At 46.6% G+C, this 26,585-nt stretch carries 25 protein-coding genes; 6 read left to right on the forward strand and 19 right to left on the reverse strand.

Going from position 1 to position 26,585, the window contains the following annotated elements; translation table 11 throughout:
• Positions 1-97: 97 nt before the first annotated feature.
• A complete protein-coding gene (locus AC1MEO_RS11395; protein WP_480330486.1) occupies positions 98-877 on the forward strand; it encodes a 2-keto-4-pentenoate hydratase in 780 nt (259 codons plus the stop codon).
• Between the two features lie 55 nt (positions 878-932).
• Here the strand turns inward: AC1MEO_RS11395 and AC1MEO_RS11400 are convergent, their stop codons facing one another.
• The 6 genes from AC1MEO_RS11400 to AC1MEO_RS11425 form a co-directional block, all read right to left on the reverse strand.
• Positions 933-2,105, reverse strand: a complete 1,173-nt coding sequence (locus tag AC1MEO_RS11400; protein ID WP_480330488.1) for an MFS transporter — start codon at positions 2,103-2,105, stop codon at positions 933-935.
• Positions 2,098-2,541 carry a MarR family winged helix-turn-helix transcriptional regulator gene (locus AC1MEO_RS11405; RefSeq protein ID WP_480330490.1) on the reverse strand — a complete coding sequence of 148 codons (444 nt, stop codon included), beginning with the start codon at positions 2,539-2,541 and terminating at the stop codon, positions 2,098-2,100. Before AC1MEO_RS11405 ends, AC1MEO_RS11400 begins: the two co-directional genes overlap by 8 nt.
• Before the next feature lie 95 nt (positions 2,542-2,636).
• Complete coding sequence (locus AC1MEO_RS11410) at positions 2,637-3,905, reverse strand: acetyl-CoA hydrolase/transferase family protein (RefSeq protein ID WP_480330492.1); 1,269 nt, start codon at positions 3,903-3,905, stop codon at positions 2,637-2,639.
• A 114-nt stretch (positions 3,906-4,019) separates the two neighbouring features.
• Complete coding sequence (locus AC1MEO_RS11415) at positions 4,020-4,232, reverse strand: hypothetical protein (protein WP_480330494.1); 213 nt, start codon at positions 4,230-4,232, stop codon at positions 4,020-4,022.
• A 127-nt stretch (positions 4,233-4,359) separates the two neighbouring features.
• The gene (locus tag AC1MEO_RS11420; protein WP_480330496.1) at positions 4,360-7,452 is read right to left on the reverse strand and encodes an AAA family ATPase; all 3,093 of its coding nucleotides are present in this window, start codon (positions 7,450-7,452) and stop codon (positions 4,360-4,362) included.
• On the reverse strand, positions 7,449-8,615 hold the full coding sequence (locus tag AC1MEO_RS11425) for an exonuclease SbcCD subunit D (RefSeq protein WP_480330498.1): 1,167 nt from the start codon (positions 8,613-8,615) through the stop codon (positions 7,449-7,451). The genes AC1MEO_RS11420 and AC1MEO_RS11425 overlap by 4 nt, the downstream gene beginning before the upstream one ends.
• 129 nt (positions 8,616-8,744) lie before the next feature.
• Here AC1MEO_RS11425 and AC1MEO_RS11430 point away from each other — a divergent pair, with 129 nt between their 5' ends.
• Both AC1MEO_RS11430 and AC1MEO_RS11435 read left to right on the forward strand, forming a co-directional pair.
• Positions 8,745-8,966 (forward strand): transcriptional regulator, encoded by a 222-nt coding sequence (locus AC1MEO_RS11430; protein WP_480330500.1) that lies wholly within the window; start codon positions 8,745-8,747, stop codon positions 8,964-8,966.
• 53 nt (positions 8,967-9,019) lie between these two features.
• Positions 9,020-9,460 (forward strand): YtoQ family protein, encoded by a 441-nt coding sequence (locus tag AC1MEO_RS11435; RefSeq protein WP_480336087.1) that lies wholly within the window; start codon positions 9,020-9,022, stop codon positions 9,458-9,460.
• 503 nt (positions 9,461-9,963) lie between these two features.
• Here the strand turns inward: AC1MEO_RS11435 and AC1MEO_RS11440 are convergent.
• The 13 genes from AC1MEO_RS11440 to AC1MEO_RS11500 all read right to left on the reverse strand — a co-directional run bounded on the left by AC1MEO_RS11440 (position 9,964) and on the right by AC1MEO_RS11500 (position 22,207).
• Positions 9,964-10,272, reverse strand: coding sequence for a magnetosome magnetite crystal formation protein family (locus AC1MEO_RS11440; RefSeq protein WP_480330502.1), 309 nt, complete (start codon positions 10,270-10,272; stop codon positions 9,964-9,966).
• Between the two features lie 71 nt (positions 10,273-10,343).
• On the reverse strand, positions 10,344-11,324 hold the full coding sequence (locus AC1MEO_RS11445; RefSeq protein ID WP_480330504.1) for a zinc-binding dehydrogenase: 981 nt from the start codon (positions 11,322-11,324) through the stop codon (positions 10,344-10,346).
• A gap of 5 nt (positions 11,325-11,329) precedes the next feature.
• Complete coding sequence (locus AC1MEO_RS11450) at positions 11,330-12,262, reverse strand: ArsA family ATPase (protein ID WP_480330506.1); 933 nt, start codon at positions 12,260-12,262, stop codon at positions 11,330-11,332.
• A 24-nt stretch (positions 12,263-12,286) separates the two neighbouring features.
• A complete protein-coding gene (locus AC1MEO_RS11455; protein ID WP_006829350.1) occupies positions 12,287-12,550 on the reverse strand; it encodes a cory-CC-star protein in 264 nt (87 codons plus the stop codon).
• Between the two features lie 113 nt (positions 12,551-12,663).
• Positions 12,664-14,400, reverse strand: a complete 1,737-nt coding sequence (locus tag AC1MEO_RS11460) for a carbon starvation CstA family protein (protein WP_480330508.1) — start codon at positions 14,398-14,400, stop codon at positions 12,664-12,666.
• A gap of 154 nt (positions 14,401-14,554) precedes the next feature.
• Positions 14,555-15,481 (reverse strand): ketopantoate reductase family protein, encoded by a 927-nt coding sequence (locus tag AC1MEO_RS11465; RefSeq protein WP_480330510.1) that lies wholly within the window; start codon positions 15,479-15,481, stop codon positions 14,555-14,557.
• Positions 15,482-15,495: 14 nt separating this feature from the next.
• Positions 15,496-16,467 carry an MBL fold metallo-hydrolase gene (locus AC1MEO_RS11470; protein WP_480330512.1) on the reverse strand — a complete coding sequence of 324 codons (972 nt, stop codon included), beginning with the start codon at positions 16,465-16,467 and terminating at the stop codon, positions 15,496-15,498.
• A gap of 8 nt (positions 16,468-16,475) precedes the next feature.
• Positions 16,476-17,450 carry a quinone oxidoreductase family protein gene (locus AC1MEO_RS11475; RefSeq protein WP_480330514.1) on the reverse strand — a complete coding sequence of 325 codons (975 nt, stop codon included), beginning with the start codon at positions 17,448-17,450 and terminating at the stop codon, positions 16,476-16,478.
• A gap of 12 nt (positions 17,451-17,462) precedes the next feature.
• Positions 17,463-19,220 carry an acyl-CoA dehydrogenase family protein gene (locus tag AC1MEO_RS11480; protein ID WP_480330516.1) on the reverse strand — a complete coding sequence of 586 codons (1,758 nt, stop codon included), beginning with the start codon at positions 19,218-19,220 and terminating at the stop codon, positions 17,463-17,465.
• A complete protein-coding gene (locus tag AC1MEO_RS11485) occupies positions 19,210-19,632 on the reverse strand; it encodes an acyl-CoA thioesterase (RefSeq protein ID WP_480330518.1) in 423 nt (140 codons plus the stop codon). The genes AC1MEO_RS11480 and AC1MEO_RS11485 overlap by 11 nt, the downstream gene beginning before the upstream one ends.
• Before the next feature lie 21 nt (positions 19,633-19,653).
• Entirely contained in the window at positions 19,654-20,211 is a 558-nt protein-coding gene (locus AC1MEO_RS11490) for a TetR/AcrR family transcriptional regulator (protein WP_480330520.1), read from the reverse strand.
• 31 nt (positions 20,212-20,242) lie between these two features.
• Positions 20,243-21,016: an SDR family oxidoreductase gene (locus tag AC1MEO_RS11495; protein WP_480330522.1), complete on the reverse strand. Its 774-nt coding sequence runs from the start codon at positions 21,014-21,016 to the stop codon at positions 20,243-20,245.
• 240 nt (positions 21,017-21,256) lie between these two features.
• Complete coding sequence (locus tag AC1MEO_RS11500; RefSeq protein WP_480330524.1) at positions 21,257-22,207, reverse strand: threonine ammonia-lyase; 951 nt, start codon at positions 22,205-22,207, stop codon at positions 21,257-21,259.
• 241 nt (positions 22,208-22,448) lie between these two features.
• Between AC1MEO_RS11500 and AC1MEO_RS11505 the strand changes: the two genes are divergently transcribed.
• From AC1MEO_RS11505 to AC1MEO_RS11515, 3 genes are all read left to right on the forward strand, one after another.
• The gene (locus tag AC1MEO_RS11505; RefSeq protein WP_480330526.1) at positions 22,449-23,009 is read left to right on the forward strand and encodes an SLOG family protein; all 561 of its coding nucleotides are present in this window, start codon (positions 22,449-22,451) and stop codon (positions 23,007-23,009) included.
• 90 nt (positions 23,010-23,099) lie between these two features.
• Complete coding sequence (locus tag AC1MEO_RS11510; protein WP_480330528.1) at positions 23,100-24,590, forward strand: glycine betaine uptake BCCT transporter; 1,491 nt, start codon at positions 23,100-23,102, stop codon at positions 24,588-24,590.
• Between the two features lie 109 nt (positions 24,591-24,699).
• Positions 24,700-26,073 carry a Glu/Leu/Phe/Val family dehydrogenase gene (locus AC1MEO_RS11515; protein WP_480330530.1) on the forward strand — a complete coding sequence of 458 codons (1,374 nt, stop codon included), beginning with the start codon at positions 24,700-24,702 and terminating at the stop codon, positions 26,071-26,073.
• Positions 26,074-26,585 lie beyond the last annotated feature (512 nt).

A 26,585-nucleotide genomic window follows, 5' to 3' on the forward strand; every position in this document is an offset into this window, starting at 1 on the left:
AAGCGAAGGCTCTCCAAGAAATTAACACGACAGAACATTCAAATCGAACTGTCAGAATGATATGATAAGTGTTAAATCAGCCGAAAGGGGCTTTCCCATGAAAAAAATGGATTCACACCAAACGGAAATGGCAACTGTTTTATATGAAGCCTACCTTAAAGGGCAGACGATCCCGAAAGAGCAAATCCCTGCATCTTTAGAGAAGAGCCAAGCATACGCAATCCAACATGCAGTTACTGCCAATAAGACCAGCCATGGCCAGGAAGAATTAAAAGGCTACAAGATCAGCTTGACGAGCAAAGAAACCCAGGAGCTTTTCCAATCAGAAACTCCTTTGTACGGGGCGCTCACAACTTCCGCTTTGTCGGATGGCATTATTGAACTGGATTCGTTGTCTTCTCCATTGATTGAAATCGAATTGATTTTCATCGCTAAAGAAGACCTATCGGCAGCGGACGATGTCCATACACTCTTAAAGAAAACTCAAGTTGCGCCAGGCATTGAAGTACCGGATTCCCGCTTTGACGACTGGTTTCCAAAAATCAGCCTCGGGCAAGTCGTAGCCGACAGTGCCGTTGCCGGAAAGATTGTAACCGGCTTGCCGCTCGACAATGTCAGCTACGGACAGCTGGAAAAGCTGCCTGGAAAACTGACATTGGATGGAGAGGAAATTGCAGCGGATACTTCTGCAGAAGTCTTGGACCATCCCATCAACGCACTCCACTGGCTGGTCAATGAATTGGCTGGCCACGGATTAACGGTCAAAAAAGGCATGGCAGTTTCATCCGGCACCTTCATTTTGCCGAAGAAGCTGGAACGCGGGCTTTATAAAGCCACCTACGGCGAACTGGGCTCTGTCACTTTAACAGTCAATTAATAAAAAGAGGTTCCACAAATTTCTTTGTGGAACCTCTTTTTCTATTTCATCTTCTTCAATGAGCAGAGCCCCGGTTCTTCGACATGATCCATGTATAGTAAAAGACAATGAGTATCACAAAAATACCCAGCATCAAGTAGAGATTTGAATAGCCGGCGATTCCAGCAATCAATCCAAGCGACACAGAACCAACTGCAATTCCGCTGTCATAAAAGGCGAAGAAAGTTCCTGTAGCATACCCGCTGCGGTGCTTTTCAGCTGCCTGTATGGCCAAGGTTTGAAAGCTTGGCAGCAACGTCCCATACCCAAGCCCCACCAATGCCCCTGACACCAACAACATCCACGAAGATTCGGTAAAGCTCAACGAAATAAGGCCCACGCCAAAGATGATGATAGACGGAATGATGACAACGCCAGGCCCTAATGTGTCAAACAATCTTCCGGAAAACGGACGGACAACCAGCATGGCAATCGCGTAAACGACAAAGAAGAAACTCGCTGCTTTGATCAGCCCAAGCGACTCTGCATAGACGGAAATGAACGTCAGGATGCTCGCATAAGCAAATGAGATGAAGAAGCCGACTGTTGCAATCGGCATCGATTTTGTCTCCAGAAAATCGTTGATCGTCAATTTATGTTCCTCTTCTTTGATAAACCGCTCTTCATCCACTTTGACAGCTAAAGCACAAAAGAAGCCGATGATCATAATAATGGATAAGATGATAAAAATAATCTGTGCAGATATATATGGTTGCAGAGACAAGGCAATAAAAGGTCCGGCTACGACGGCCAGATTCATCGCAATGCCGTAATATCCTAAGCCTTCACCACGCCGTTCCGGCGGAATGATGTCCGCCACAATCGCTCCCGCTACAGTTGTCAGCAAACTGAACCAGATCCCCTGGAAAAAACGCAGCAGCAACAGCACAGTAAAACTTCCGACAAATACATACAATACGGTACTGACCGTAAACAGGAAAAGTGAAATGATCAATATTTTCTTTTTCCCGAACTTCTCTAAAATCATTCCTGCAAAAAACCGCATAATAATGGCTGACAGCAGGAAAATAGAAACAGCCAATCCCCCTTCTGTAGCCGTGCCGCCCAAATCATTCAGCACATACAATGGCATAAACGTCAGCAATGCATAAAAAACCACAAAAATAAAAAACGTGCTTATTGAAATATTAATGAAACTCTTCGTCCAAATCGGTCTTTTTTCAGCCATCCCTTACATCCTTTTCATCAGAACTCACTATTCCTATTTTTTTCAGCAAAACAATCAGCTGTTCTTGTTCTTCATCAGAAAGATCCGAAACCAGGCTTTCCTCTGTTTGGCGAATCCGATTTTCAATTTCCGGTACCTTTTGTTCTGCAAAAGCGGAGAGCTGCACAATCCGTTCACGCTTGTCCTTTCCTTCACGGCGGACTACCCATCCGCTTTCCTCCAGACGGATAATCGTCCTCGTCACAGTCGGTGCCTCGACATTCAAATACTGCCAGATTTCTTTTTGCGTCATCGAACCGAACTGCTTCAGACAAAACAAGATAGACCATTGAGAACTGTATAAGTCAAACTCCCTTAAGGCTTCATTCACTTCTTTGATTGATAACCGGGATTTTTGATGGATTTCGTGAAACAGCAAGTTTTTCATGCTCTTCATCCTTATAAATTATTTACTTAGGTAAGTATATGCCCCTCTAATTGTTTTGTAAAGAAAAAAGCCATTCCCGAATGGAAATGGCTCCTCTTCTTTTATTACACAATAAACCCTTGTTTTTTTGCATCAAATAATAATTCTTCGCGGAATTTCGGATGGGCAATTGCGGCTAAGCGCTTTGCACGCTCTGAAATGGAAACCCCGTGCAGACGGGCTACTCCATACTCCGTGACGATATTGTCCACGTCATTTTTCCCGGTAGTCACTACAGAGCCCGGAGCAAGCGCCAGCCTAATCCGTGAGATGGTGTCATCTTTTGCAGTCGACGGCATGCAAATATAACCTTTGCCATTTTCAGCGAATCGCACGCCGCGGGCAAAATCAACTTGTCCACCACTTGAAGAATAATACTTGCCGCCAACCGTCTCGGATGCACATTGGCCGAACAAATCCACTTCAGTTGTCGAGTTGATTGAAACAATATTCTTTTCTTTGGCAATCTCCCTCGGATCGTTGACGACGCTGACCGGCAAGAACTCGACTGCGGGGTTGTTGTTGATGAAATCGTAGAGGTTTTTGGAACCGAACGCAAAAGTCGCAACGATTTTTCCGGGATTCGTAAACTTCCGTGTCCCATCCACTGCACCCGCAGCGACGAGATCTGCGACGCCATCCGGCAGCATTTCTGTATGGATCCCCAGATGCCGGTGGTCTTTCAGCATGCTGATTACGGCATTTGGAACAGAACCGATGCCGATCTGCAAAGTATCGCCGTCTTGAATGTCCTGTATGATCGAAGAGGCAATCAGCAGATCCTTATCGTTGATTTGCGAAATTTTTTCTTCTGAAAGTGTGGCGTGATGCTCTACATATCCCGCAATTTGGCTGATGTGAATTTGATTTCGGCCATAGGTCCGCGGCATTTGGTCATTTACTTCCAGGATGAAAGGCACTTTCCCAATAAAATCAGCAATGTAATCAGCCTGCGTCCCCAATGTGAAATAGCCATGTTCATCCATTGGGGAAGCCACTGTCAAAATCATCGACAGTTTGGTGGCTTTCTGAAGTATCCGCGGCATTTCATGGAAATTGTTTGGAACCAGCTCCATCTTCGCTTGCTGATAAACTTTTCGTGTGGCTCCGCTCAGAAAATAAGAAACATGCTTCAGCTGCTCTATTTCGCCTTGAATGTACGGCCTTGAACGCAAAGCCAGCATTTGATGGATTTTCACCCCATCCAACTGTTCCGCGTTTTCTTCCAATATATCCAGTAAGCGGATCGGTTCCCCATTGGCAATCGGGATGATGAGATCCGCTTGTGAATCGATTAAATCAATGACTTCCTGTGGTGTTAATTCTTTCCCCATTTTGCTGCCTCCCCTTTTGCTTTGTTATGCTACAACTTTATCATATTACATGCAGACCTCATTATTTCCGGAATTTCTGCATTATTCCATCTTTTCTATGGCAATAAAAAACCGTCAGCTTTTCTGACGGTTCCGATTTTTCAAGGCGAAAACTATACCGGCTATGCCGAATAATGCCATAAGCGCCCATAAGACCATAAGAATAATAGATCCTATTCCATCACTGCCTTGCAATACAGCTGTCAGCTGCAGAGCGAAGAAAGCCAAGCTGATTAGAGTGATTGCACTAAAATAGACTAGCCTTGCTTTAAAACTGAAATGCTCCATGCTCTTGACTCCTTTGGTTTTTCTTTGGATTCTAAAGTAAGATACGCCGCCGCTTTTGTCAGCCGGCCTTTACCCTACCATTCACTTTTCGGAACGAGTTCAAACGTCAGAATCCACTATGGGCCGTTTATTTAATGAGAAACTTTGTCCGGCTATAGCCTTCTTTTGATTTTTCGACTTCCAATATGGCCGGAATCGCTGCTTTTAATTCCTGCACATGGGAAATGACACCGATCATCCGTCCCGATTTTTGCAGGTCAATCAAGGTTTCAATTGACTTATTGAGTGATTCTTCATCCAGTGAACCAAAGCCTTCATCGATAAACATCGTATCAATCGAGACATTGCCCTGGAAGCTTTGGATGACATCCGCCATTCCAAGTGCCAGGCATAGCGAAGCATTGAATTTCTCCCCGCCTGACATGGTCTTCACGTCACGCGTCTGCCCGGTGTAAGCATCGTAGACATCCAAGCCCAGCCCGCTTTGTTTGCCGCGCGCTTCCTGGCGGTCACTGCGGATCAAGTGGAACTGCCCGTCGGACAAATTCTTCAGCCGTTCATTGGCCGACAGGATGATCTGCTCTAAATACTCGATCTGCAGATAGCGTTCAAATGAAATCTTCAAGCCGTTCTGGCCGCGGATCATGTCGTGAAGATCCGCAATCCGATTCAGGGTTTGCTCAGCTTCGAGTGCTTTTCCAATCACCTTTTGAATACTGTCGATCAAACGGACTCCGGCCCGTTCAAAATCCTGTGAACGGTTGCGTTCCGCAAGCGCCTGTTCGTAAGCCTCTTTCAATTCCGCAAGTTCTATAGCTGCCTGGCTCAAATCTTTCCGGCTCTGCGCAGTGAGCAATTGCTCCAGCTCACTGACTTGCTGCTGTAAGGTATGGCGTGATTGGCTGAATTCCTGGATATCCTTTTTCAATGCCGCGAAGGCCGTGTCCGTCAGTTTCGCCTGCTGATAGGCTCTTTCTGAATCAAATGCTGATTTTTCCAAGGCTTCCCTAAATTGCTGTTGTGCATTTTCTCTCTTCTGAGCTGTTTCTTCAGCCGTAGCTTTGGCATGCTGCATAGAAACCAAGGCACTGGCCAGCCCCTCTTTCGATTTTTGGAACTGCTCCTGAGCACTAATCCAGCTTTGTTCCAATTGCTGTTTGCGTAGAATGGTCTGCTGCAGCTGCTGCTGCAAGACGGACAGTTCCCGCAGTTCTTCCGGCACCGCAGCCAGTTCGTTTTCATACACTGCTTTGGCTGTTTGGCAGGAAGACTGCTGTTTCTGCACTCTTTCCGCCATTGCGCGTCTATTCTGTTCCAGTTCCTCGATTTTTTGGGAACAGAGCGCCACTTGCTCTTTCCATTTCCGCAGTTCCTGTTTGCCTGCCTGCTGTTTCTTCATCAGCTCTGTTAACTGGCGTTTCGCCTGTTCCAGTTGATGCGCCTGCTCTTCAGCCTGCTCCGCATCCAGTTTAAGGTTTGCCAATTCTCTCTCTTTGTTCTCCAGCTGCTCCTGCACAGCAAACAGTTTAGCTGAGGCATTGCGGTACCTTCTGTCCACTCCATCAAAATCAAACTTTGCCGCTTCTACCTGTTCTTTTGATACCAGCTGTCCTTCGATTTTTAACTCTGTTCCAGGATGGTCCAGGCTTCCACAGACAGGACAGGCTTCTTCGGTGCGCAATTGCCCGGCAAGAACATGTGCCTGGTTGGCAAACCATTGAGCTTCCAGTTGGCGATAAGCTCTATCCGCCTGCTCGAAGGCCATGCTTTGTTCTTTCACAAGAGCCTGTTGCTGCTGCCCCTGTTGTTTCAGCGAGATGTACTCATCTGTCACCCGGCTCCTTTCAGTTACAGCTGCCAGTTCCTGCTGCGTTTCATCAGACGATTCCAAAAAAGCCTCCAGTTCGATAACTTTTTCATCCAATTGCTTTTTCTCATCTTTTTGGGCGGTGAATTCTTCTTCCGCCTGGTTCAAGAGCTTTTCAGTTTGCTGCACGTTCTTCTCGAGGCGGACAAGATCATCTTTTTTCTGGTCCAACTCCTCGATTGCAGGCAATAGCTTTTCCAAATAGACAAGCTGCTCACGCAATTGGTCGCGTTCGCCTTGAAGTTCCTGTTGCGCAAGAAAGATCGTCTCAGCAGAAAGCTTTGTTTGTTCCGATTGCTCTTGTTGTTGGATAGCAGTTTTCAGAAGCTCATTTTTTTCGATTTCATTGGTGCGCAAATCATGAAACAAGTTCTCAATCCCCGAAATGTAACTGGCACGCTCTGCCGCTTGCAACGCTTTCTCCTTGTCTGCATAGTCCAGTTGCATTTGGTCGAGCTGTTCAAGCTGGCCTTTCTTTTCATCCAGTTCACCGAAGCGGTCATTCCATTTTTTCGCTTCGTGGTAGGCGGTCATTTTATCAGTATGGAGCTGATATACAGCCTGATACTTTTGTTCATCCAGGCTGATCTTATCCTTGTAGTAAACAGTCTCTTTTCCCAGGCCATCCAGCACCTGGTTGATGTTCATATGTTCACGGCCCAATACTTCAAACAGCTCAGAATCACGTTCCGGCAAGGAAGTGGCGATGCGCTGGACAAGGCTGTTCAAGTCATGCTGCTCGCGTTCAAAGATTTTCGCTGCTGCATCCTTCTTCTGCTTAAGGCGTTCGCTGATCAGCTTATACGGCTCGGTCTTGAAGATTTTCCGGAGAATCTCTTCTTTATTGTCCGTTTCAGAGGTCAGCAGTTTACGGAATTCACCTTGCGGCAGCATGACGATTTGGCTGAATTGATTTTGCGTCAGGCCGATGATTTCTTCCACGCGGCGGTTGATCTCTGAGACGATCTGCCGTTCCACGCATGGTTTTTCCCCTTCTGCACTGCGTTCAAAGAATTCATAGCGTTCCCCGGTTGCGCTTTTATTGCCCTTTTTCACATGGCCCATTTGGCGCAGGATCCGGTAGATTTTGCCGTGGATTTCAAATTCCATTTCCACACAGGTATGTGTCGCGTCATCCGCAAAATCGCTTCTCAAGATGCGTGATTCACTGCGGTCTGAGCCACTCGCTGAGCCATATAAAGCAAAACAGATGCCGTCAAAGATAGTGGTCTTTCCCGAACCCGTGCTGCCTGAAATGACGAACAGCTGGTTTCCCTGCAAGTCGGCAAAATCAATTTCTTCGGTGTTTTTATAGGGACCGAATGCGGTCATCTTCAGTTTTAACGGTCTCATGACTTCACCTCTTCTTTTCCAGCAGGTTCCTCGTGGAGAAACTCCTGGAGCACATCCTTGAAAATATCAGCGGTTTCAATTGTTGCTTTTTCACCTTTCACTTCTTCGTAAAAAGCATAGAATAAAGACAGGGAATCCATGTTCCGGCGTGAGCCCGTGTCACTTTGCAATACGCTTCCTGAAAAGTTTTTCCGTTCCACATGCATGGCATTCGGGTAGACCGATCGAACTTTTTCCATCGGAAACAGTACAGGAGCATCATCCAATAAAGTCACGAAGACAAAATCATCGCTGATTTCGTGGCGCAGAATTTCATCCATCGTGCCTTCAACGGTACGCATATTGCGTCTCGGCAAGAACAGCCGTTTAGTTACCGAAACCTCTCCTGCTGCATCCATTTCAACGATGTGGAAGCCTTTTTGATGATGCTCTTCCGAAATCGAATATTTTAAAGGGGATCCTGAATAACGGATGGTTTCATTCCTTACATAATGTGCTTTATGCAAATGGCCGAGCGCCGTGTAATGGAAGCCTTCAAAATGATGGGCATCTACATGCTCTGCTCCGCCGATCGACAGCGGACGTTCAGAATCACTGGTATTCTCTTCCTGTTCCCCGTGGGGCGTGACAAAAGCATGGCCGACAAAGACATGGCGGGCTTGTGTGTCATACGCGGATTTGATGTTTTCAGTGATGACCTTCATGGCGTCATTATGGCTGCGGATTGCATCGTCTTCAAACGCATAGCGCACCATCGACGGATCTGCATAAGGCATCAGGTGGAAATGGACTTCTCCAAACTGGTCGTTCAGGACAACCGCCTGATGCTCTTTATGGACATGGCCCGCGATATGGAGTTCGTTCATCTTCATCAGCCGGCTGCCGAAGTTCAATCTTCCGGGGCTGTCGTGGTTCCCCGCTACTGCCAGGACCGGCGTCTTCAAATCCAACACGATTTTCGCCAGCACCTCATCCAGTAAATTTACAGCGTCGGTCGGCGGCACTGCCCGGTCATAAAGATCTCCGGCAATGATCACAGCATCGGGCTGTTCTTCTTTTATTGCATCTATGAATTGTGCCAGCACAAACTGCTGTTCTTCTGTCATGTAAATTCCTTGGACCAGCTTGCCTAAATGCCAGTCAGCGGTATGAAAAAACTTCATCGGAATGCCCCTTTCTTTGGTCGCAAAAGAATATATGTTCGTTCCATTATACACGATACTGTACACTTGTTTTAATCAGGACTATGTTTTATAATAAGAACAAACGTTCTTATTAAGGGGAGGGTACTCATGAAAGCACAAATCCTAAAAGCTTTTAGCCATCAGCAACTTATCGACATGATGTATATGGCCAATGATGGCAGCATCAGCAAACGCCGCATCAAAATTCTGAAGGTCAGCGGAGATTCGTTCCAGGCCTATTGTTTTCTGCGCGGCAAGAAACGGACCTTTAAAATGGAGAATGTGCTTTCACTGATGCCTGTAATCCCTAAAGAGCGCCAGATCATTTAACCCTGCCTGCCCTTATGATACACTGGAAGAAATGGTTTTTGGAGGGTGAAATGATGAGACTAACTGTTTATCTTGCCGGGGAAATCCATAGCGCCTGGCGTGAAGAAATCAAAAAAAAATCAGCCGCCTTAGATTTGCCCATCGATTTTGTCGGTCCGATGGAGATTCATGAGCGTTCTGACAATATCGGTGAAGACATACTCGGTCCACAGCATGATGCCATCGCTAAAGACCACGCTGCTTCCAGCTTCAATAACCTGCGTACCGGCGTCCTGATGCACAAAGCTGATTTGGTGATTGCCCTTTTCGGCGAACAGTACAAGCAATGGAATACCGCGATGGATGCCAGCACAGCACTTGCTTCAGGCAAGCCCGTCATCATCATCCGCCCGGAGAAATTGCATCATCCCTTAAAGGAATTGTCCCGAAAAGCAAATGCCACAGTCGAAACCTGTGACCAGGCGATCAAAGCCCTAACTTATATCTTCGAATAAAAACAGCCACTCGCCCCTAAATTTACAAGGTGCGAGTGGCTGTTTTCTTTTTTTATTGGTCAGACTGTAGACAAAGCCTGACCAAAATGTATAGCGGTGCGTAATACCCAGCCGGTCCGGCCACTTCGCTTTCCGTGGGCTCAGCTTCAGCCTCCTCGTCACTGCGTTCCTGCGGGGTCTTCAGCTTTCACTGATTCCACAGGAGTCTTCGTGACCAGCCCGCTTGGGGCATGTTGCTTTAATCAAAGAGAGAAGCTTGCTAGTCAATTCAAGGGGAAAATAATCCCACCAAACTTAGGAAACCCTTCACTCAAGGATCCGGAGCGCAAGGCGGGGAAGAGCAAAGATACGCTCCTGCATCGCTGCGCTAGCCCGCGGAAAGCGTCAGCCTGAAGCGCAGAATCCGGTATAAACAGGATAAAATGTGAATTCATTCTTTAAATGATATCAATATTCTTTTGTCTACAAGCTCAACCAATAAAAAAAGCCCCTCGGGGCTTTTTTTATTGGTACCAGCTTCCGACTATCGGGTAATCGAATTGCTCATTGTTCAAAGCTCTGATGATTCCCATTATCGGGATGATGATGCCCATCAGTCCGAAGACGATCAGCATTGGGATGCCGATAATAAACACAATCAAGAGACTGGAAATGAAAATCAATACACCTAAGGCCAGTTGGAACAGCAGCGCTTGGATTGACAGCTTCTTCACTTCTTTGTCTTCTGAAATCAGAAAAACAATCACCGGCACAAGAAACGGAGCAAAAAACGCACTGGCATGGACAAGTATTTTCAACCCTGTGTTTTCCATCATGTAAACCTCCCGTCCAATCTTTCTTATACTTTATATACGGATGGCTGGCTGAAAAGTTTCAGCTATTATTAACTGTTGCGTAAAACAACTTTGCCGAATTGGCTGCCGGAAGCTAAATGATCAAACGCTTCCTGCGCCTGGTCCAATGAAAATATTTTATCGATTACGGGCTTCGTATCAAAGGATTCCATATGGGCCAGCATCGAGCGCAACTCTTCGCGGCTTCCCATCGTTGAGCCGAATAATTGATATTGCCCATAAAAGAACTTGCGAAGATTGAAATCGACAGTATCTTCTGTAGTTGCTCCAAAAATGACAATACGCCCGCCTTTTTTCAAGACATCGAGCGAACGGTTGAAAGTAGCCGCTCCTACGCTGTCAATGACAAGGTCAATGGTCTCATCCGCCAATTCTGTCGGCCAATCGCTGTCAGTCGGAATAGCTAAATCAGCTCCAATTTTTTCAGCCTGCTGGCGTTTGTCTTCACTTCTGGAAGTGACAATCACTCTGGCTCCTGCATTTTTCGCGAACTGAATCAAAAACGTTGCAACACCGCTTCCCGCACCGGGAATAAACAGGGTATCGCCTTTTTTCAGCTGGCCTTTCGTAAATAAGGAACGGTAGCCAGTCAATGCCGGCAATGCCAAGCTGCCAGCTTCTTCCCAGCTCATATAACGGGGTTTCTTTTCCAGTTGTTCAGCGGATATCGCAATTTTTTCGGCAAAAGTCCCATGGTCGGGCATTCCCAAAATATCAAATTCCGCTGGCGGCGCGTCACTGTTTGTATACCAACGCAAAGCGGGATTGATGATCACTTCGTCTCCGTAGGCAAAGTCGATTACATCATCGCCCACCGATTCCACTATACCCGCTCCGTCAGATCCGATGATCAAAGCTTCCGGCTTATCCCCGTAACGTTTGATCAAGCCTAAATCTCTGCGGTTTACGCCTGCTGCCCGTAAGGATACGATAACTTCTCCCGGTTTTGCTTGAGGTTCATCCATTTCTTTCACTTTCAATTCACCGGATTCTATTACAAATGCTTTCACTCTATTCACCCTTCCTGAAAATATTCACTGAATAACTCCAATTGCGCCTTGCTGATGATATCCTGCGAAAAAAGTGGGACGTAGACCAATTTTTGGTTTGGAAAAGTTTCTTTAATCTGCTGCAGGTACTTCTTCTCGTGTTTTTTCCGTTCCATTAAAAATTCACCGTCCGCCTCTTCCGGCAATATTTTATTGATGATCAGGGTATTCACATGCAGGTGGTAATTATGCAGCAAATCCAAGGCTTTTTTTGTTTCCAAAATCGGCAGGCGTTCTGGATTCAGCACAAAAATAAACCCTGTTTCCTGCTCATCCAGCAAGAGGTCCCGTGCTTTTGAAAAGCGCTCCTGCCGTTCTCTCAACACATCATAAATCGGGTCTTCCCGCGGCTCGCCATCGTTCAAGAGCTGCGTGTAATTTTCATTGGTCTTCCGACGTTTTTCAAGCAATCCTTCAATCCAGACACCCATCAATTCCGGAAGCGTAAGCAGGCGGATCGTGTGCCCAGTCGGAGCAGTATCGAACACCAGCTTATCGAAATTCTGCCGCTCTTCCAGAATGATGTGGATCAGCTTATCGAATAATGCGGCTTCATCTGCACCTGGAGAAGCTTTAGCTGTATCCAATTGCCGGTTCACTTCTTCCATCATACTGGAATGGACCGTACCTTTGATATTGGCTTTTACTGTTTTTATATAATTATCCGTTTCAATTTCCGGATCAATCTCAAGAGCATATAAATTGTCAGCAATCGCTTTAATTTTCCCGCCGATTTTTTGGTTGAAAATGTCTCCCACATTATGGGCGGGATCTGTTGAAATCAATAAAGTTTTATTGCCATTTTCCGCAGACTTCCAAGCAATGGCCGCCGCTGATGTCGATTTCCCGACACCGCCTTTTCCTCCGACAAAAATGATGCTTTTCGACAGTACATCCATTCTATTCCCTCATTCCTAATGAAACTAACAGCAACGAATGCCGGTTAATGGTGATTTATCCATGCCCATTCGCAGATGCCAGTCATGGAACTCTTCAATCATGTACGGATACAATTCCAGAGTATAGTAATAAACAGGATTGGGGATCCCCAGCATCTCTGAATAGAGCATTAAGAGAAAGAGATCATCCTCGTCCCGAAGTTCACGTGCAATTTCAGTGCGATGCGGCAATTCAAGGACGGCTTCATAAAAAGCAATCAATTGTTTTAATTTATCGAACACCAACATATCAGCACCTCTTTCCAATAAAAACGGAAGGGATCATAAAATGCATGATCCCTTGGCCGCCTTCTTATTTTATCCTACCTGTGGGATGCGTTCTCCACTGATTGAATTTACTGTTATTCGTCCCCTGAGAAATTGGGGTCTGTTTTCTTCAGCAATGCTTGGATTGCTGTCAGGATAATCCACAGCGTAAAGACGAAAATGATGGCGCCAAAGACAAAGAGCAGCGTGTTTGGCTGGTTCGCGTACCACGCCCATTGCAGGAACACCTGCTGGAACATGGCCCAAAGCGTCATGAACATCAGGAAGATCATCGGTATGATCGTGATCATGTAATTTCGGCCAAGTTTCCGCAGCCAGATGGAAATCAGCAGCAAACTGATGCCGGCGAGCAGTTGATTGGCTGTCCCGAATAATGGCCATAACAAGTATCCGCCTGAGCCGAATCCGTTAGGTCCTTCAGGAAGAAGAACCAGTGCAGCACTGGCTCCGACAGCAATTGTCGTAGCGACATGTTTTTTCTCAAGTGATGGAATCTTGTACTCGACACCCAATTCCGAAATGATGTAGCGCATCAAGCGGACTGAAGTATCCAAAGTGGTGGCTGCAAATGACACGACAATAATAGAGACAATCGTTGAAGCAACTTCCGGCGGAATCAGCAAACCTTGCGCCAAATTAGTGGCCCCTTCGATAAATGCGCCTAATCCGGCTCCGTTGGAAGCCTGGAAACTGCTGTAAGTTGCAAAGAATGACTCGCGGTCAGGGAACAGCGTGATAACAGCAATGATCGAAATCAAAGCCAAAACCCCTTCACCCACTGCGCCTAAATAACCGACAAAACGGGCATCGGTTTCTTTATCCAGCTGTTTTGATGAAGTACCGGAAGAAACCAGTCCATGGAAACCGGAGATAGCACCACAAGCAATCGTAATGAACAATAGCGGGAACCAGGAAATGTCGGCATCCGGGTTGGTTGCAGGTGCCGTAATTTCAGGGTTGGTGAACAATAACCCAAGGTAAAGAATGCCTAATCCAACAATCAATTGATGAGAGTTGATAAAATCGCGCGGCTGAAGCAATTTCCATACTGGCAAAGTGGAAGCGATGTAGACGTAGATCATCAATACGATAATCCAGATAAAGAAGGCTGTCGAAATCGCGCCAAGACCGAATAGCCCGCTTCCATCTTCACCGCCCATATATTGAACCAGATCAATCTGCATAAAGCCTACTTGGCTGGCAACTACAGCAGTTATGTACATGACTGCCAATGCTAAGATTGAAGGAACCAGCATTTTCTTGTTTTTCTTGTATACTGCGTGGCCAATCCAAATCGCTAATGGAATCTGGATAAATACCGGAATGACGCTGGCAGGGTACGAGATGAATAGATTGGCGATGACCCAGGCGAATACCGCATTGACCATCAGCACGAGGATTAAAATAATAAACAGGAACAAGATCTTTCCGCGCTGGCCGATCAGACGGTGCGCAAGCGTTCCGACGGATTGCCCTTTGTTTCGTACGGACAGCACCAATGTCCCGAAATCATGGACACCGGCAGCAAAAACGGTTCCGAGCACTACCCATAATACGGCAGGCAACCAACCCCAATACACGGCAATGGCCGGCCCCAAGATCGGCGCGGCTCCCGCGACGGAAGTGAAATGATGTCCCCATAATACGAATTTATTGGTTGGTACAAAATCTACACCGTCTTTAAAGCGATGTGCCGGTGTGACGTAATTCGGATCGAGCCTGAATATCTTCTCTGCTATAAATTTTGAATAAAAGCGGTATCCCAGTATAAATATAAAAATTCCAATGGCAGCCAACGCAATCGCGTTCACATCCCCAACCCCTTTGCTATTTTTTGCAAGCATTGTAAGTCGCTTGTATGTCAATCATAGAGGAGTAACATAATAAAGTAAATATTCTGATAAATTTTTATTTTGAATCGGTCGAGATGAGCCGAATGAGAACATCTCGACCGGCAGTCAAAAGTTAGCCGTTCATATTCAGTTTTTGTTCGTATAGCTGTAGCTTTGTATAGATGATTTCTAGGACAGGAACCTGCATCTTCATTTCTTTGGCCCGTGCAAGCAAATAGCCCTGTAGATGCTCGGCTTCTGTAGGCTGCATTTTTTCGATATCCCGCTGCATGGAAGACTTCATTTCCGAATCCATACTGTTGATCCGTTCTAATTGTATTTCAACAATTCCGGATTGGATCGGTGCATCTATTTTTTCCATGATGGCTGCAAGCTCTTCCAAAAATGCCTGAATCGTGTGCTGCCCTGTTTCAAGATCCCGTATCGGTCCGATAGGCGTTTCCATCATTGAAGTAATTCCGGACATCGCCGTGATGAACAAATACTTATGCCACATTTCCTGATCGATGTTATCGCTCTTGATAAATTCCGCTTTGGTTCCTGTAAAGGATCTTTCCAATTTCCTAATACGCTCTGTCTGCTTGCCTGTCCGTTCTCCGTATACCAATTGATGGATGGGACTTGTCTGAACGATTGTTCCGTCTTCCGCTAAAGTCGTTTCGACAAAGCATAAGCCGCCAATGACTCGTTCTTCTCCGAATGCTTCAGTCAATGGCTGCAAATGTGCCATGCCATTCAATAGAGGAAGAATCATCGTTTCCGGACCGACAAACGGCTGTACATCTTCTATCGCATTTGCTAGCTGATAAGATTTAGTGGAAATCAAAACGACATCAAACGGCGGACTCTGTTCTTCTTTGGTTATCAGTTTGGGCTTCAGCTGCAGATTGCCATGCTTGCTTTGGATTTTCAAACCGGCTTGCTGCAGCTTCTCCTTTCTGCCTTCTCTCACCAAAAAAGTGACATCCTCTCCCTTTTCCAATAAGCGGCCGCCAAAATAGCCGCCGATTGCACCTGCACCCACAATCAAAATCTTCATCTCTTCACCCTCTTCTATACTTTTTCATAGAGCCAAATACCGTCCACCATTTCACGCACACATTCTTTTTTATGGCGCAGGTTTTCCAGATGCGCCAACGTTTCTCCAACCGCAAAACGCATTTCATGGACGGTCAACGGCCGATGGAATAAATTTTCGCATGCTTTAAAAATACTCGTTGGCTTCCTGATGGCCTCAAGTGTTTCATCGAGCCGCTCATCGTGATGAGCTAAAAGTTCATCAATTCGCTGATTGGCACCGTAAAACGGTTTCCCGTGTGACGGGATGACCAGTTCAGCATCCAATTCCCTGACTTTCTTCAACGAATTCTGATATGAAGCTAATGGATCGGGATCCCCGTGAAACCAGTACGAAATATTGGGTGTGATTTTCGGCAGGATATGATCGGCAGAGAACAGCGTCCTTTGTTCTTTATTGTAAAAACAAATCATGCCATCTGAATGTCCGGGTGTAACAATGACCTGGTATTCGAAACGGCCAATCTGGACAAGATCCCCTTCTGACAAATGCTCCCCAATTTTCGGCAAAGGTGAAACAAGCGGCTTGAATTCTTCTGTATTCTTTGCCATCTGCACCGATTGCTCTTCAGGAATTCCCGAAGCCCGGTAGTTTCCAGGAATGCTTTCCAAAAAAGGATCTGCCCATGAGGCCATTCCTGCTTGCGCATCTATTTCCGTCATCCAGACTTTTGCACCTGTTTTTTCCTGCAATCCGCCCACGTAGCCAAAATGATCCGGGTGATAATGAGTCACCAGCAGATCAGTAACTTTTTTATCATCCAGTTTTTGATCCCATAAGGCTCTCGTTTGGTCATTGTTCAATCCCGCATCAATAACCGTCCAACCTCGTTCATTTTCTGCCATAAAGCAGTTTACATGATTTAAACGGAAGGGCAGATCAATCCGAACCGCTTCCACTCCAAGTTTCCCCAGCATAGCCGCTGCTTCACTACCTTCTTTCGGCAACTGCTGCTTCACGGTTTCAAGACCAGTTTGCCGATAGTTTTCCGTCCCTGCAGTGAATGATGCGCTTTCGCTGCTTCTGCAAGCGGATAAGTCCCACCAATCGTCAAAATCAACTCTCCACTCTTCATATAGGCTAATAATTCGCCGAAGCTTCGTTGGAACAATTCGGGATAGCGCATGATTTGGGGCAGGAAAAAGCCGATGACCGACTGATTCTTGCGCATTAACTGGCCGGGATTAAAAATGGCTTGTTCTCCGCTCGCCGCCCCGAATATGACAAGCCGTCCAAACGGTGCCAAACATTGTATTGTTTTATTGAACACTTCGCCGCCGACCATTTCGAGCGCCAGGTCCACGCCTTTGCCGTCAGTGATAGCTTTCACTTTATCGACCCAGCCTTCTTCGGTGTAATTGACCAAATGGGTTGCACCCATTTTTTGTGCATGAAACAGTTTTTCTTCTGTGCTGGCTGTGGCGATGATTTTTCCGGCACCAAAAATCTTGGCTAATTGTACGGCAATCGCACCGACACCACCTGCAGCAGCATGAATCAGCACTGTTTCTCCTTTTTCGAGACGGCCCATCGTTTTCAAGATATGATAAGCGCTCAAACCTTGCAGCGGCAGTGCCACAGCCTGGTCAAAATCGACGCCTTCCGGAACTTCCGTCAAAACACTTTGGTCCACGGCGGCATATTCCGCATAGCCTGCAGAGCCGATCAGCGCGACGACGCGATCGCCCACTTTAAATTTATCCACATTTTCACCTATTTCAACAATCACGCCAGCCACTTCTGACCCTGGAATATAAGGCAGTTCTGTCGGCACTACATATTTCCCTTCCCGCCTTGCTGTGTCCGCGTAATTGATGCCAATCGCCTTTACTTCAATGATGGCTTCTGTAGCTGCCGGCTCCGGTTTTTCAGCTTCTACGAATTGCAGGACCTCAGGCCCACCATATTCTTCGAATTTTATAACTTTCATCTCTAATTCCCCCTAACAAATATATTGTTCCGCATTCAATAGATTTTTTGCAATCTGCCGTTTTACTTTGTCTATGCCGCCGCGTTGCAGCCGGCTCAATTCGTTTGTTACAGCTGCTGTATTGCGTGCCAGCTGATCTTCAGCAGAAGCCGCCTGCATCATTTTGCGGGCCGCCATCTCCACTTCCAGCAATGTATCACCGGCCAACGCCTGCGCCATCAGCACTTTCTGAGCGTATTCACCTGTTCTGATGGCTTTCGCCGTTCTCATCACCGCCGATTCCAGTGCATACAAAGCGATGGCGATATCAGCTAATGCCATCAATGTTTCCTGCTCTTCGCCCAATTCAGTGCCGTATGTTTCATAGGCAACACCGGTACAGAACAGGAAAATCCGGCGAACCGCCTGTACGGCTTCTATTTCCCGGGAAATAGGTGAGTCGCCCATAGCCGCAGGAGCCTTCATTTCTTCGATAGCCGTTGCTGTCAGCTGCGGCAACGGGAGCTTCCCTTTAGCCGCTTGCTTCAACAGGTTTCCAGGAATCAGCAAGCGGTTCACTTCATTGGTGCCTTCAAAAATTCGGTTGATCCTTGAATCCCGGTACATTTGTTCCACTTTGTACTCTTTGATAAAGCCGTAGCCTCCGTGCAATTGAAGCGCTTCGTCCGCTACAAAATCCAGCGTTTCCGAGCCGTGCACTTTGCAGACTGCGCATTCGGCTGCGTATTCCATCAGCTGTTTGGCGATCAGACTCTTATCTTCCGATTCATAAAGGCCGCCCAGTGCATCTTCCAGGTACCCGGCAGTCCGGTATTGCAGTGATTCGGATGCATAGATGCGGATAGCCATATCAGCCAATTTTTCCTGTGTCGCTGTAAATTCAGCAATTGCTTTGCCGAATTGGCGGCGCTCACTGGTGTATTTCAATGCCAGCTCCAGCCCATATTTTGCCGCACCCATGCAGGCAGACCCCAAGTTATAGCGACCCAGATTCAAGACATTCAACGCGATGACGTGGCCCTTCCCGATTTCACCAAGCAGGTTTTCGACCGGTACTTGGCAATCCTCAAAAATGACGGAACGCGTCGAAGAACCTTTAATGCCCATCTTCTGTTCCTCAGGTCCGAGCGACAGGCCGGGATGATCTTTTTCCACAATAAAAGCCGTGAAGGCCGTGCCATCCACTTTTGCGTAAACGATGAACGTATCGGAAAAAGCCGCATTCGTGATGAACATCTTTGTTCCATTCAACAGGTAATGAGTACCTGCCTCATTTAGTTTGGCTGTTGTTTTTGCAGAAAGCGCATCAGATCCCGCTCCCGGTTCTGTCAGGCAATAAGCTCCGATAAATTCGCCTGAAGCCAACTTCGGCAAGTACTTCTCTTTTTGCTGCGGCGTTCCGAAATAAGTGATCGGCAAAGTCGCGATGCACGTATGATTGGAATGCGCCACACCATAGCCTCCAGCTGAGCCCAGCGACTCCCCAACCAGCCCTTTGCTGATTTTGTCCAGGCCAAGGCCGCCGTATGCTTCCGGAATACTGTGGCCGAGCAAACCCAAGTCTCCCGCTTTTCCAAGCAGCTCCTTGACCAATCCGAAATTTTGATTTTCGATGGCTTCGTTGTTTGGCCGCACTTCCTTCTCGAGAAAGCGCTTGGCAGTTTTGGCAATCAATTGATGTTCATCGGTAAAATCTTCCGGTGTGAAAAAGCCATCGGACGGCTGGTACAAAAAAGCCGCTCCTTTGTATCCTGAGATTTTAGTTTCCATGAGGGCTCGCCTCCTTGAGTAGATGCTTTTCAAGCAGCTGGCGGTTGGCTTCCGGCAAAGCTTCGCTTTTTTGGGTCTTGAAATTAAAATGAACCGCACTTGCCTGTCCTTTTGCTACCAGTTCCCCACTTTCCGCATCTTTGATCTCATGTACTACTTGAAAACTTGAGTTGCCGATTCTGCTGACTGCCGTTTGGACAACTAATTTTTGATTGTAATATCCCTGACTGACAAAATCACAGGAAGCTGAAGCCAGAATGATTTTCCAATTATTGATGTCGCGTCCAAAACCTAAATCCGCAAAAAACTCAGTCCTTGCTTCTTCCAGATAAATAAAGTAGCTGATATTGCTGATATGGCCCAATGCGTCTGTTTCACTAAAGCGTACTTTCACTGGGATTTCATGTATCATTTCCCTTTCCTCCTCTGCACATTAAACAATGCCGTTAAGAATCAAATCGCTGTATATGTCAGCAAGCCGATCAGCTGAAATTCCTCCAGATGGATTAAACCACTGGTAACTCCAATTTGTAACACCTAAGATGGCAAAAGCGATGATATCCGGTTCAAGCTCCTTCCGAAATTCATTTTGAACGATGCCATCGTTTATAATTCCCTCTAGATTCTTCCGGAATTTTTCACGTTTCCCCTTTACTTCCAGTGCATTGTCTTCGCAAAGGTGGCGCATTTCCCTGAAGAACACTTTTCCACTTGGGCCGTGATTTGCAATATCTGCAATTAATAAAGCGATGAGCTGAGCCAGTTTTTCACGATTGCTGAGCTGCTTTTGGCGGATGATTTCTTGACGTTCCAGCAAATCGTCGATATATCCTAAATGGATAGCCATCAGCAGCTGCTCTTTGCTTGTAAAATAATAGTAGAAAGTTCCTTTTGTGACTCCCAAAGCTTCGACAATGTCCTGGATGGACGTTTCACTGAACCCTTGTTTTTCAAATAAGAGAATGCTTTTCTGTTTAATTTTTTCTTTCATGGTTATTCCCCGCCATTCGTTTCCCGGTTGTTTACAGAGCGTGCATCCCGCCGTCGACTAGAATGACATCCCCGGTTATATAGTCAGAGGCTTTGGATGCCAAGAACAAGGCCGTTCCTTTCAAGTCCTCTTCTGTCCCAAAGCGATTTAAAGGGGTTTGAGCTAAAAGGCCTTCTTGTCCTTTTTCTATTACCCCTTTCGACAATTTGGTCGGAAAGAACCCAGGGGCAATAGCATTCACATTAATGTTATACTGCCCCCATTTTGCGGCCAGATCTTTTGTGAAAGTATTGACCGCCCCTTTGCTGGTGTTGTAGCCGATAGCATCCATCAGCATCGGATCGATTCCCCCAAACCCTGCCACCGATGAAATATTGATTATTTTCCCGCTCTTTTGTTCAATCATAATTTTCCCTGCTGCGCGGCTCATCAGGAAGGTGCCTGTTACATTAACGTCCATGACCTTTTTCCATGCATCCAGCGGCATGTCGACAACCGGTGCTCCCCATGAAGCCCCGGAATTATTGACCAAAACATCGATAGAGCCGAATTTCTCGAGTGTTTTTTGAACAACGTTCTCCACATCATCGGGATTGGTGACATCGCAGGCCAGCGCCAGTGTGCCAACACCCATTTGTTCCAACTTATCCGCCATCTCCTGGCAGGCTTCCACCTTTCGTGAACACAATACGACATTTGCTCCTGCTTCCGCAAAAGCCTCTGCCATCATTGCTCCAAGACCACGACCTCCACCTGTTACAATTGCCGTCTTACCGTCCAACTTGAATAAATCCATTACGTTCATCTTCCATCCTCCTGACTGATGATGTAAATTTCATACTAACTAGTTAGTATGTTCAGAATACTTAAATTTATGGTAACGTTTTCAATCATAGAATGCAAGGAGCGTTTAATAGAATAAAAACAGGCTGAGCCATCCCCTTAAGCACTCGATCAGCCTGCCTGTCGTTTCTTTATCGAATTTTTCAGCATCGCTATCCTTCTATCCTTTTGCCGGCTTTGTACTTGACGGTCATCTAGGCAATCAATTTTTCAAGAATAGGGGAATCTGATGCAGGTCGACATTTCCTCCCGATAGGACGACTGCCACTTTGTCATTTGCTTTGCCGGCTTTGCCTGCCATCACAGCGGCCAGGGCCGTTGCACCAGAAGGTTCTACGAGTTGCTTTGTCCGTTCCAGTAAAAATTGGAACGCCTCTTTTATCTCCCCTTCAGAAACCAGGACCAGCTCATCCAAATGGGCTTTCAAAATGGGAAAGGTCAAATCACCCGGTTGCGAAGTGCGCAAACCGTCCGCGATGGTGGAGGTGCTGGAGATGGAGGTGATTCTCCCTTGTTGAAGTGACTGGAAAGTATCATCAGCGGTGTCCGGTTCAACACCAATCACTCTGACTTCTGGCTTACTCCTTTTCACTGCAGACAAAATTCCGCCAATCAGGCCGCCCCCGCCAACTGGCACGACGATGACATCCACATCCTGCAGTTGTTCCAAAATCTCCAGCCCAATAGTCCCCTGGCCAGCGATGACAGCGGGATGATCATACGGTGGAATATAGAAGCCTCCATTGTCTTCTGCCAATTGCTTGGCTCTCGGTATCCGATCAGCTGACGCCAACCCGCAATACTCCACTTTGGCCCCATAGGCTTTGATTGCTTCCACTTTGGCGCGGTTGGCATCTTCGGGCACGACAATCACTGCCGGGATGCCCAGCTGACCTGCAATATAGGCCACCGCCTGACCGTGATTGCCGGACGATGCTGCCGTGATAAAGCAGGCACCGCCTGCCAGTGCCTGCTTCACGGCATGCGTGGCTCCACGTATTTTGAAAGAGCCGGTCTTCTGCAGATGTTCGGCTTTTAAGAAAACCTGCATTCCACAGCGCTCATCGAGAAGTGACGATGTTAAAATAGGTGTTTGCTGGATCGTATCGCGGATTTCCTTCTGGGCCTTTTTCACATCCTCTAAGCTGACCATTTTATCCACTCCTTTGGTTGCTGGTTGAACTTTGCTGCATGCCACGTATTTTATCACATCTCCTACAAATAAATTAATCATTCAGACATCTTCCGCATTACGTGATCCCTGGTTTTTATTTGATGCTATCCTGCCAAGCACTCTCTCACTTTAGTTTCTTCCAATTACTCGGAATCGGGTATTCAATCCATCCTCTATACGGTAGACTAAGATTGCAAATCCTTGAAAAGGAGTGGTTAAATTGTTGAAACGGCTAGTGGTCACCGGTTATAAACAACATGAACTGGGCATATTCGATGAAAAGAATCCGGGAATCCGGTTTATAAAAAAAGCTTTGGAAAATCGATTTCGCGCTTTGTTGGATGAAGGATTGGAATGGGTTATTTTAAGCGGACAGCTTGGTGTTGAAACCTGGGCTGCAGAAGTGGTTTTGGAGATGAAGGAAGAATTTCCCGAATTGAAGTATGCCGTACTCACGCCATTTCTGGAACAGGAAAAAAGATGGAACGAAACAAAGCAGGAAAATTATCGGCTGATACTTGATAAAGCTGATTTTCATCGCAGCTTGACCAGCAAGCCCTATGAAGCTCCTTGGCAGTTCATCGAAAAAAACAAATTCTTCCTGCGTAATTCTGATGGCATTCTGATCATCTATGATGAAGAAACCGATGGCTCGCCTAAATTCATCAAAAAAGAAGCCGAGCGTTATGCAGAGAAATCAGATTACCAAGTATTGACGATAACCGGTGATGACCTGAGGGTCGTGACAGAAGAAGAACAAATGAAGGAATGGGACACTTAACAACCCACATGTTTTTTTCTTAGGTTGACTATGATGAAGCTTTTAGGTAACCTTAACAACTATGTTAAAAAAATTACTTCAGGAGGAATTATGAAGAAAGCTTCGAAAGTCTTTTACATCACATTTGTACTGGTAATCTTAACTGTCGCATTCGGCGTTATCGCGCCTGAAACTTTTGAAACTGCCACTGGAAATATCCGTAACTATATCACTACAGCATTCGGTTGGTATTACTTAATGATCATGGCCATTTTGCTGATTCTTGTCGCCATCATCATGGTCAGCCCATACGGAAAAATCCGTCTTGGCAGAGATTCGGATCGTCCGGAATTTTCGACATTCAGCTGGATTTCCATGCTGTTTTCAGCGGGAATGGGAATTGGCCTCGTATTTTATGGCGCCTCAGAACCCTTATCCCATTTTGCTATTCAATCAGCGACAGCTGAACTCGGATCCGATGAAGCGTTCAAAGAAGCATTGCAGCGCTCTTATTACCACTGGGGCATCCATATTTGGACAATGTATGGAATGGTCGCTCTGTCGTTAGCCTTTTTCCAATTCAGAAAAGGCGAACCTGCATTAATTTCCTCAACATTGAAGCCGATTTTCGGCGACAAGATGAACGGTCCTTTAGGAACACTTGTTGACGTGCTCGCAGTTTTTGCTACAGTTTTTGGTGTAGCAACTTCACTCGGCTTTGGTGCTGCTTCAATTAATGGAGGCCTTTCTTATTTATTCGGTGCCCCCCAGGAATATTGGGTGCAGATGCTGATCATCGGCGCCGTGACCATTCTGTTCATCATTTCCGCATGGTCCGGATTGAACAAGGGCATCAAATACCTGTCCAATATCAATATGATTTTGGCAGTCGTTTTGTTGGTGCTGGTTCTGATATTGGGTCCAACTCTGTTGATCTTGAATATGTTCACCGAAACCTTCGGTGCATACATCCAGAATTTAATCAGTTTAAGCTTCCAATCTGCTCCACTGAATGCAGAAAACCGCAGTTGGCTTGACGGCTGGACCATCTTCTATTGGGCTTGGTGGATTTCATGGGCACCATTCGTCAGTATGTTTATCGCCCGCATCTCCAAAGGCCGTACCATACGTGAGTTCTTGGTCGGCGTTGTCCTTGTTCCAAGCGCCTTTGCCGGCATCTGGTACGCGACTTTCGGCTCCACGGCAATCAATTTCCAAAAAAGCGGCATTGACTTAACCGCTTTCCCTACGGAACAAATATTGTTCGCAACGTTCAACGAGATGCCTCTTGGCTTCGTCATGTCGATCATAGCTATTCTGCTCGTGACGACTTTCTTCATCACATCTGCTGACTCAGCCACTTTTGTGTTAGGGATGCAGTCAACGCACGGCTCATTGGTGCCAAGCAATCAAATCAAGGTCCTATGGGGAATCGCACAGTCGATGGTGGCGGCTATCCTGTTATCTGTCGGCGGCTTAACGGCAGTGCAGAACACCATCATCATTGCGGCATTGCCTTTCTCTTTCGTGATGATCCTGATGGTGATTGCGTTATTCAAAGCACTGAATCTGGAATTGCAATTGATGAAACATAAAAAATAAACAACAGCCGGCTTCGGGAACATTCCTGAAGCCGGCTTTTCTTATGGATTAATGTAGAAAGTGACCGGGTATAGGATAACTAGACAATACACTTGGAGGTGTTCCGGATATGCAGAAAGAAACCAAAAAAATCATCCAGGAATCATTGGATGCATTGCTTGAAAATGATTCGTTCCTGCCCGATTTGACGGATCGGAAACAGGCTTTCGCTTCGCTGAGTTCGATTCTTTCCACCCCCGATAAACTACATAAAGCTTTCCTCAGGGTTCCTCTGGATGATGGAAGGGTGGTGCGGATCGCCTCTTATCGTGCACAGCACAACGATGCGATGGGTCCTTATAAAGGCGGAATCCGTTTTCACGAAAGTGTCAATGAAGAAGAAGTCATCAATCTCGCATTCTTGATGACTTTGAAAAACGCCTTGCATAAAGTACCGTTTGGCGGCGGAAAAGGTGGCATTGTCCTCAATCCACGCGAATACTCAGAAAAAGAGCTGAATCTCATTTCTCGAAAATATGTCCGTTATTTTGCAGATGTTATCGGTCCTGACAAAGACATTCCTGCACCCGACATGGGTTCTGGCGAACGTGAAATGGACTGGATGATGACGGAGTACAAGAGAGTCCACCACGGCACCCCTTATCTTGGAAGTTTCACCGGTAAAAGTGTTGTAAATGGCGGTTCTCTCGGAAGACGGGAAGCGACCGGGAAAGGTGTTTACTTTACGTTCCGCTATTTGCTCCATGATTACGTAAAAGCAAACGAACAGCTGCTGGCCAACAGCAATAATCCTTTTGCCAAAACGACTTTGGAATTATACGACCGTCCATTGAAGATGGCTGTTCAGGGCTTCGGAAACGTGGGCGCTGTTGCTGCCCTTGAAGCCTATAAATGTCCTTTGATCGATCATAAGATTGTAGCTGTCAGTGACCGCAACGTCACTCTATATAATGAGGACGGTTTGGATATTCCCGCTTTGATTGAATTCACCAAAACCAATCGCGGCGATTTGCCATCGACCGAAGAGCATCTGCAAAGCGCCAGCATTAAAGCCGAAATAAAGGAACGGGACACTCTCGTCACCTTGCCTGTCGATGTGCTGCTCCTGGCAGCGCTGGAAAACCAGATCCGCGAAGACAATATGAAAGAGATCCAGGCACGGATCATTATTGAAGGTGCGAATGCACCGACAACAGCCGAAGCCGATGAATACCTGAGTGAAAAAGGAGTTGTCATCATCCCCGATATCCTGGCAAATGCCGGCGGGGTTATCGTCTCTTATTTCGAATGGCTGCAAGGGCGCGAAACCCAGTTCTATACAGAAGCAGAAGTTTACCGGCTATTGATTGAAAAGATGCAGGAAACGATGGATATGATGCTCCCGCAATATTACGGAGATCCATATGCCCTGCGCCAAAACTGCTTTATCCATGCGGTCATGCGATTGTCGACCGTGATTTACCGACAAGGGAAACTTTACTAAAGAAAAGCGGAAACGGCCGTTCAGCTCCGACAGGCATAAGACGATCTGGCGAAGCGGCGTGTTTTCAGCCGCACAGCCAGAGTGGCTTATGACCCGAGGAGTTGGCCGTTGGAGTCTGGACAATAAAGAAAAGCGGAAACGGCCGAAAACGATCTAAAAACGTACAGCCCAATTCTATGGGCTGTGCGTTCAGACTGTAGACAATGTCTACCCAAAATGAATAGCAGTTTATAACCCTCAACCGGTCCGGCCACTTCGTTTTCCCTGGACTCAGCTTTAGCTGTCCCACAGGAATCTTCGTGGCCAGCGCGGTTAGGTGTGTGTCGCTTCAATTAAAGAAAGAAGCCTACTAGTCTGTTCCAGAAAAAAATAGTCCCAACAAATCTAGTAAACCCTTCACTCAAGGATCCAGAGCGTAAGGCGGCGACTCCTGCGGGAACAGCGAAGTGCCGAAATCCACTCGGGCGATAGTCCGAGTTAGTTCGGCGCGAGCCCGCGGAAAGCGTCCGGCT

It is taken from the genome of Planococcus sp. BI3, assembly GCF_056680115.1.

Coding starts and splice junctions, on each gene's coding strand:
- AC1MEO_RS11475 (WP_480330514.1), bottom strand. CDS start 17,450: ATGAAAGTTATAAAATTCGAAGAATATGGTGGGCCTGAGGTCCTGCAA.
- AC1MEO_RS11480 (WP_480330516.1), bottom strand. CDS start 19,220: ATGGAAACTAAAATCTCAGGATACAAAGGAGCGGCTTTTTTGTACCAG.
- AC1MEO_RS11420 (WP_480330496.1), bottom strand. CDS start 7,452: ATGAGACCGTTAAAACTGAAGATGACCGCATTCGGTCCCTATAAAAAC.
- AC1MEO_RS11465 (WP_480330510.1), bottom strand. CDS start 15,481: ATGAAGATTTTGATTGTGGGTGCAGGTGCAATCGGCGGCTATTTTGGC.
- AC1MEO_RS11455 (WP_006829350.1), bottom strand. CDS start 12,550: ATGTTGGTGTTCGATAAATTAAAACAATTGATTGCTTTTTATGAAGCC.
- AC1MEO_RS11495 (WP_480330522.1), bottom strand. CDS start 21,016: ATGAACGTAATGGATTTATTCAAGTTGGACGGTAAGACGGCAATTGTA.
- AC1MEO_RS11515 (WP_480330530.1), top strand. CDS start 24,700: ATGCAGAAAGAAACCAAAAAAATCATCCAGGAATCATTGGATGCATTG.
- AC1MEO_RS11510 (WP_480330528.1), top strand. CDS start 23,100: ATGAAGAAAGCTTCGAAAGTCTTTTACATCACATTTGTACTGGTAATC.
- AC1MEO_RS11425 (WP_480330498.1), bottom strand. CDS start 8,615: ATGAAGTTTTTTCATACCGCTGACTGGCATTTAGGCAAGCTGGTCCAA.
- AC1MEO_RS11400 (WP_480330488.1), bottom strand. CDS start 2,105: ATGGCTGAAAAAAGACCGATTTGGACGAAGAGTTTCATTAATATTTCA.
- AC1MEO_RS11410 (WP_480330492.1), bottom strand. CDS start 3,905: ATGGGGAAAGAATTAACACCACAGGAAGTCATTGATTTAATCGATTCA.
- AC1MEO_RS11430 (WP_480330500.1), top strand. CDS start 8,745: ATGAAAGCACAAATCCTAAAAGCTTTTAGCCATCAGCAACTTATCGAC.
- AC1MEO_RS11500 (WP_480330524.1), bottom strand. CDS start 22,207: ATGGTCAGCTTAGAGGATGTGAAAAAGGCCCAGAAGGAAATCCGCGAT.
- AC1MEO_RS11490 (WP_480330520.1), bottom strand. CDS start 20,211: ATGAAAGAAAAAATTAAACAGAAAAGCATTCTCTTATTTGAAAAACAA.
- AC1MEO_RS11405 (WP_480330490.1), bottom strand. CDS start 2,541: ATGAAGAGCATGAAAAACTTGCTGTTTCACGAAATCCATCAAAAATCC.
- AC1MEO_RS11450 (WP_480330506.1), bottom strand. CDS start 12,262: ATGGATGTACTGTCGAAAAGCATCATTTTTGTCGGAGGAAAAGGCGGT.
- AC1MEO_RS11435 (WP_480336087.1), top strand. CDS start 9,020: ATGAGACTAACTGTTTATCTTGCCGGGGAAATCCATAGCGCCTGGCGT.
- AC1MEO_RS11415 (WP_480330494.1), bottom strand. CDS start 4,232: ATGGAGCATTTCAGTTTTAAAGCAAGGCTAGTCTATTTTAGTGCAATC.
- AC1MEO_RS11440 (WP_480330502.1), bottom strand. CDS start 10,272: ATGGAAAACACAGGGTTGAAAATACTTGTCCATGCCAGTGCGTTTTTT.
- AC1MEO_RS11485 (WP_480330518.1), bottom strand. CDS start 19,632: ATGATACATGAAATCCCAGTGAAAGTACGCTTTAGTGAAACAGACGCA.
- AC1MEO_RS11395 (WP_480330486.1), top strand. CDS start 98: ATGAAAAAAATGGATTCACACCAAACGGAAATGGCAACTGTTTTATAT.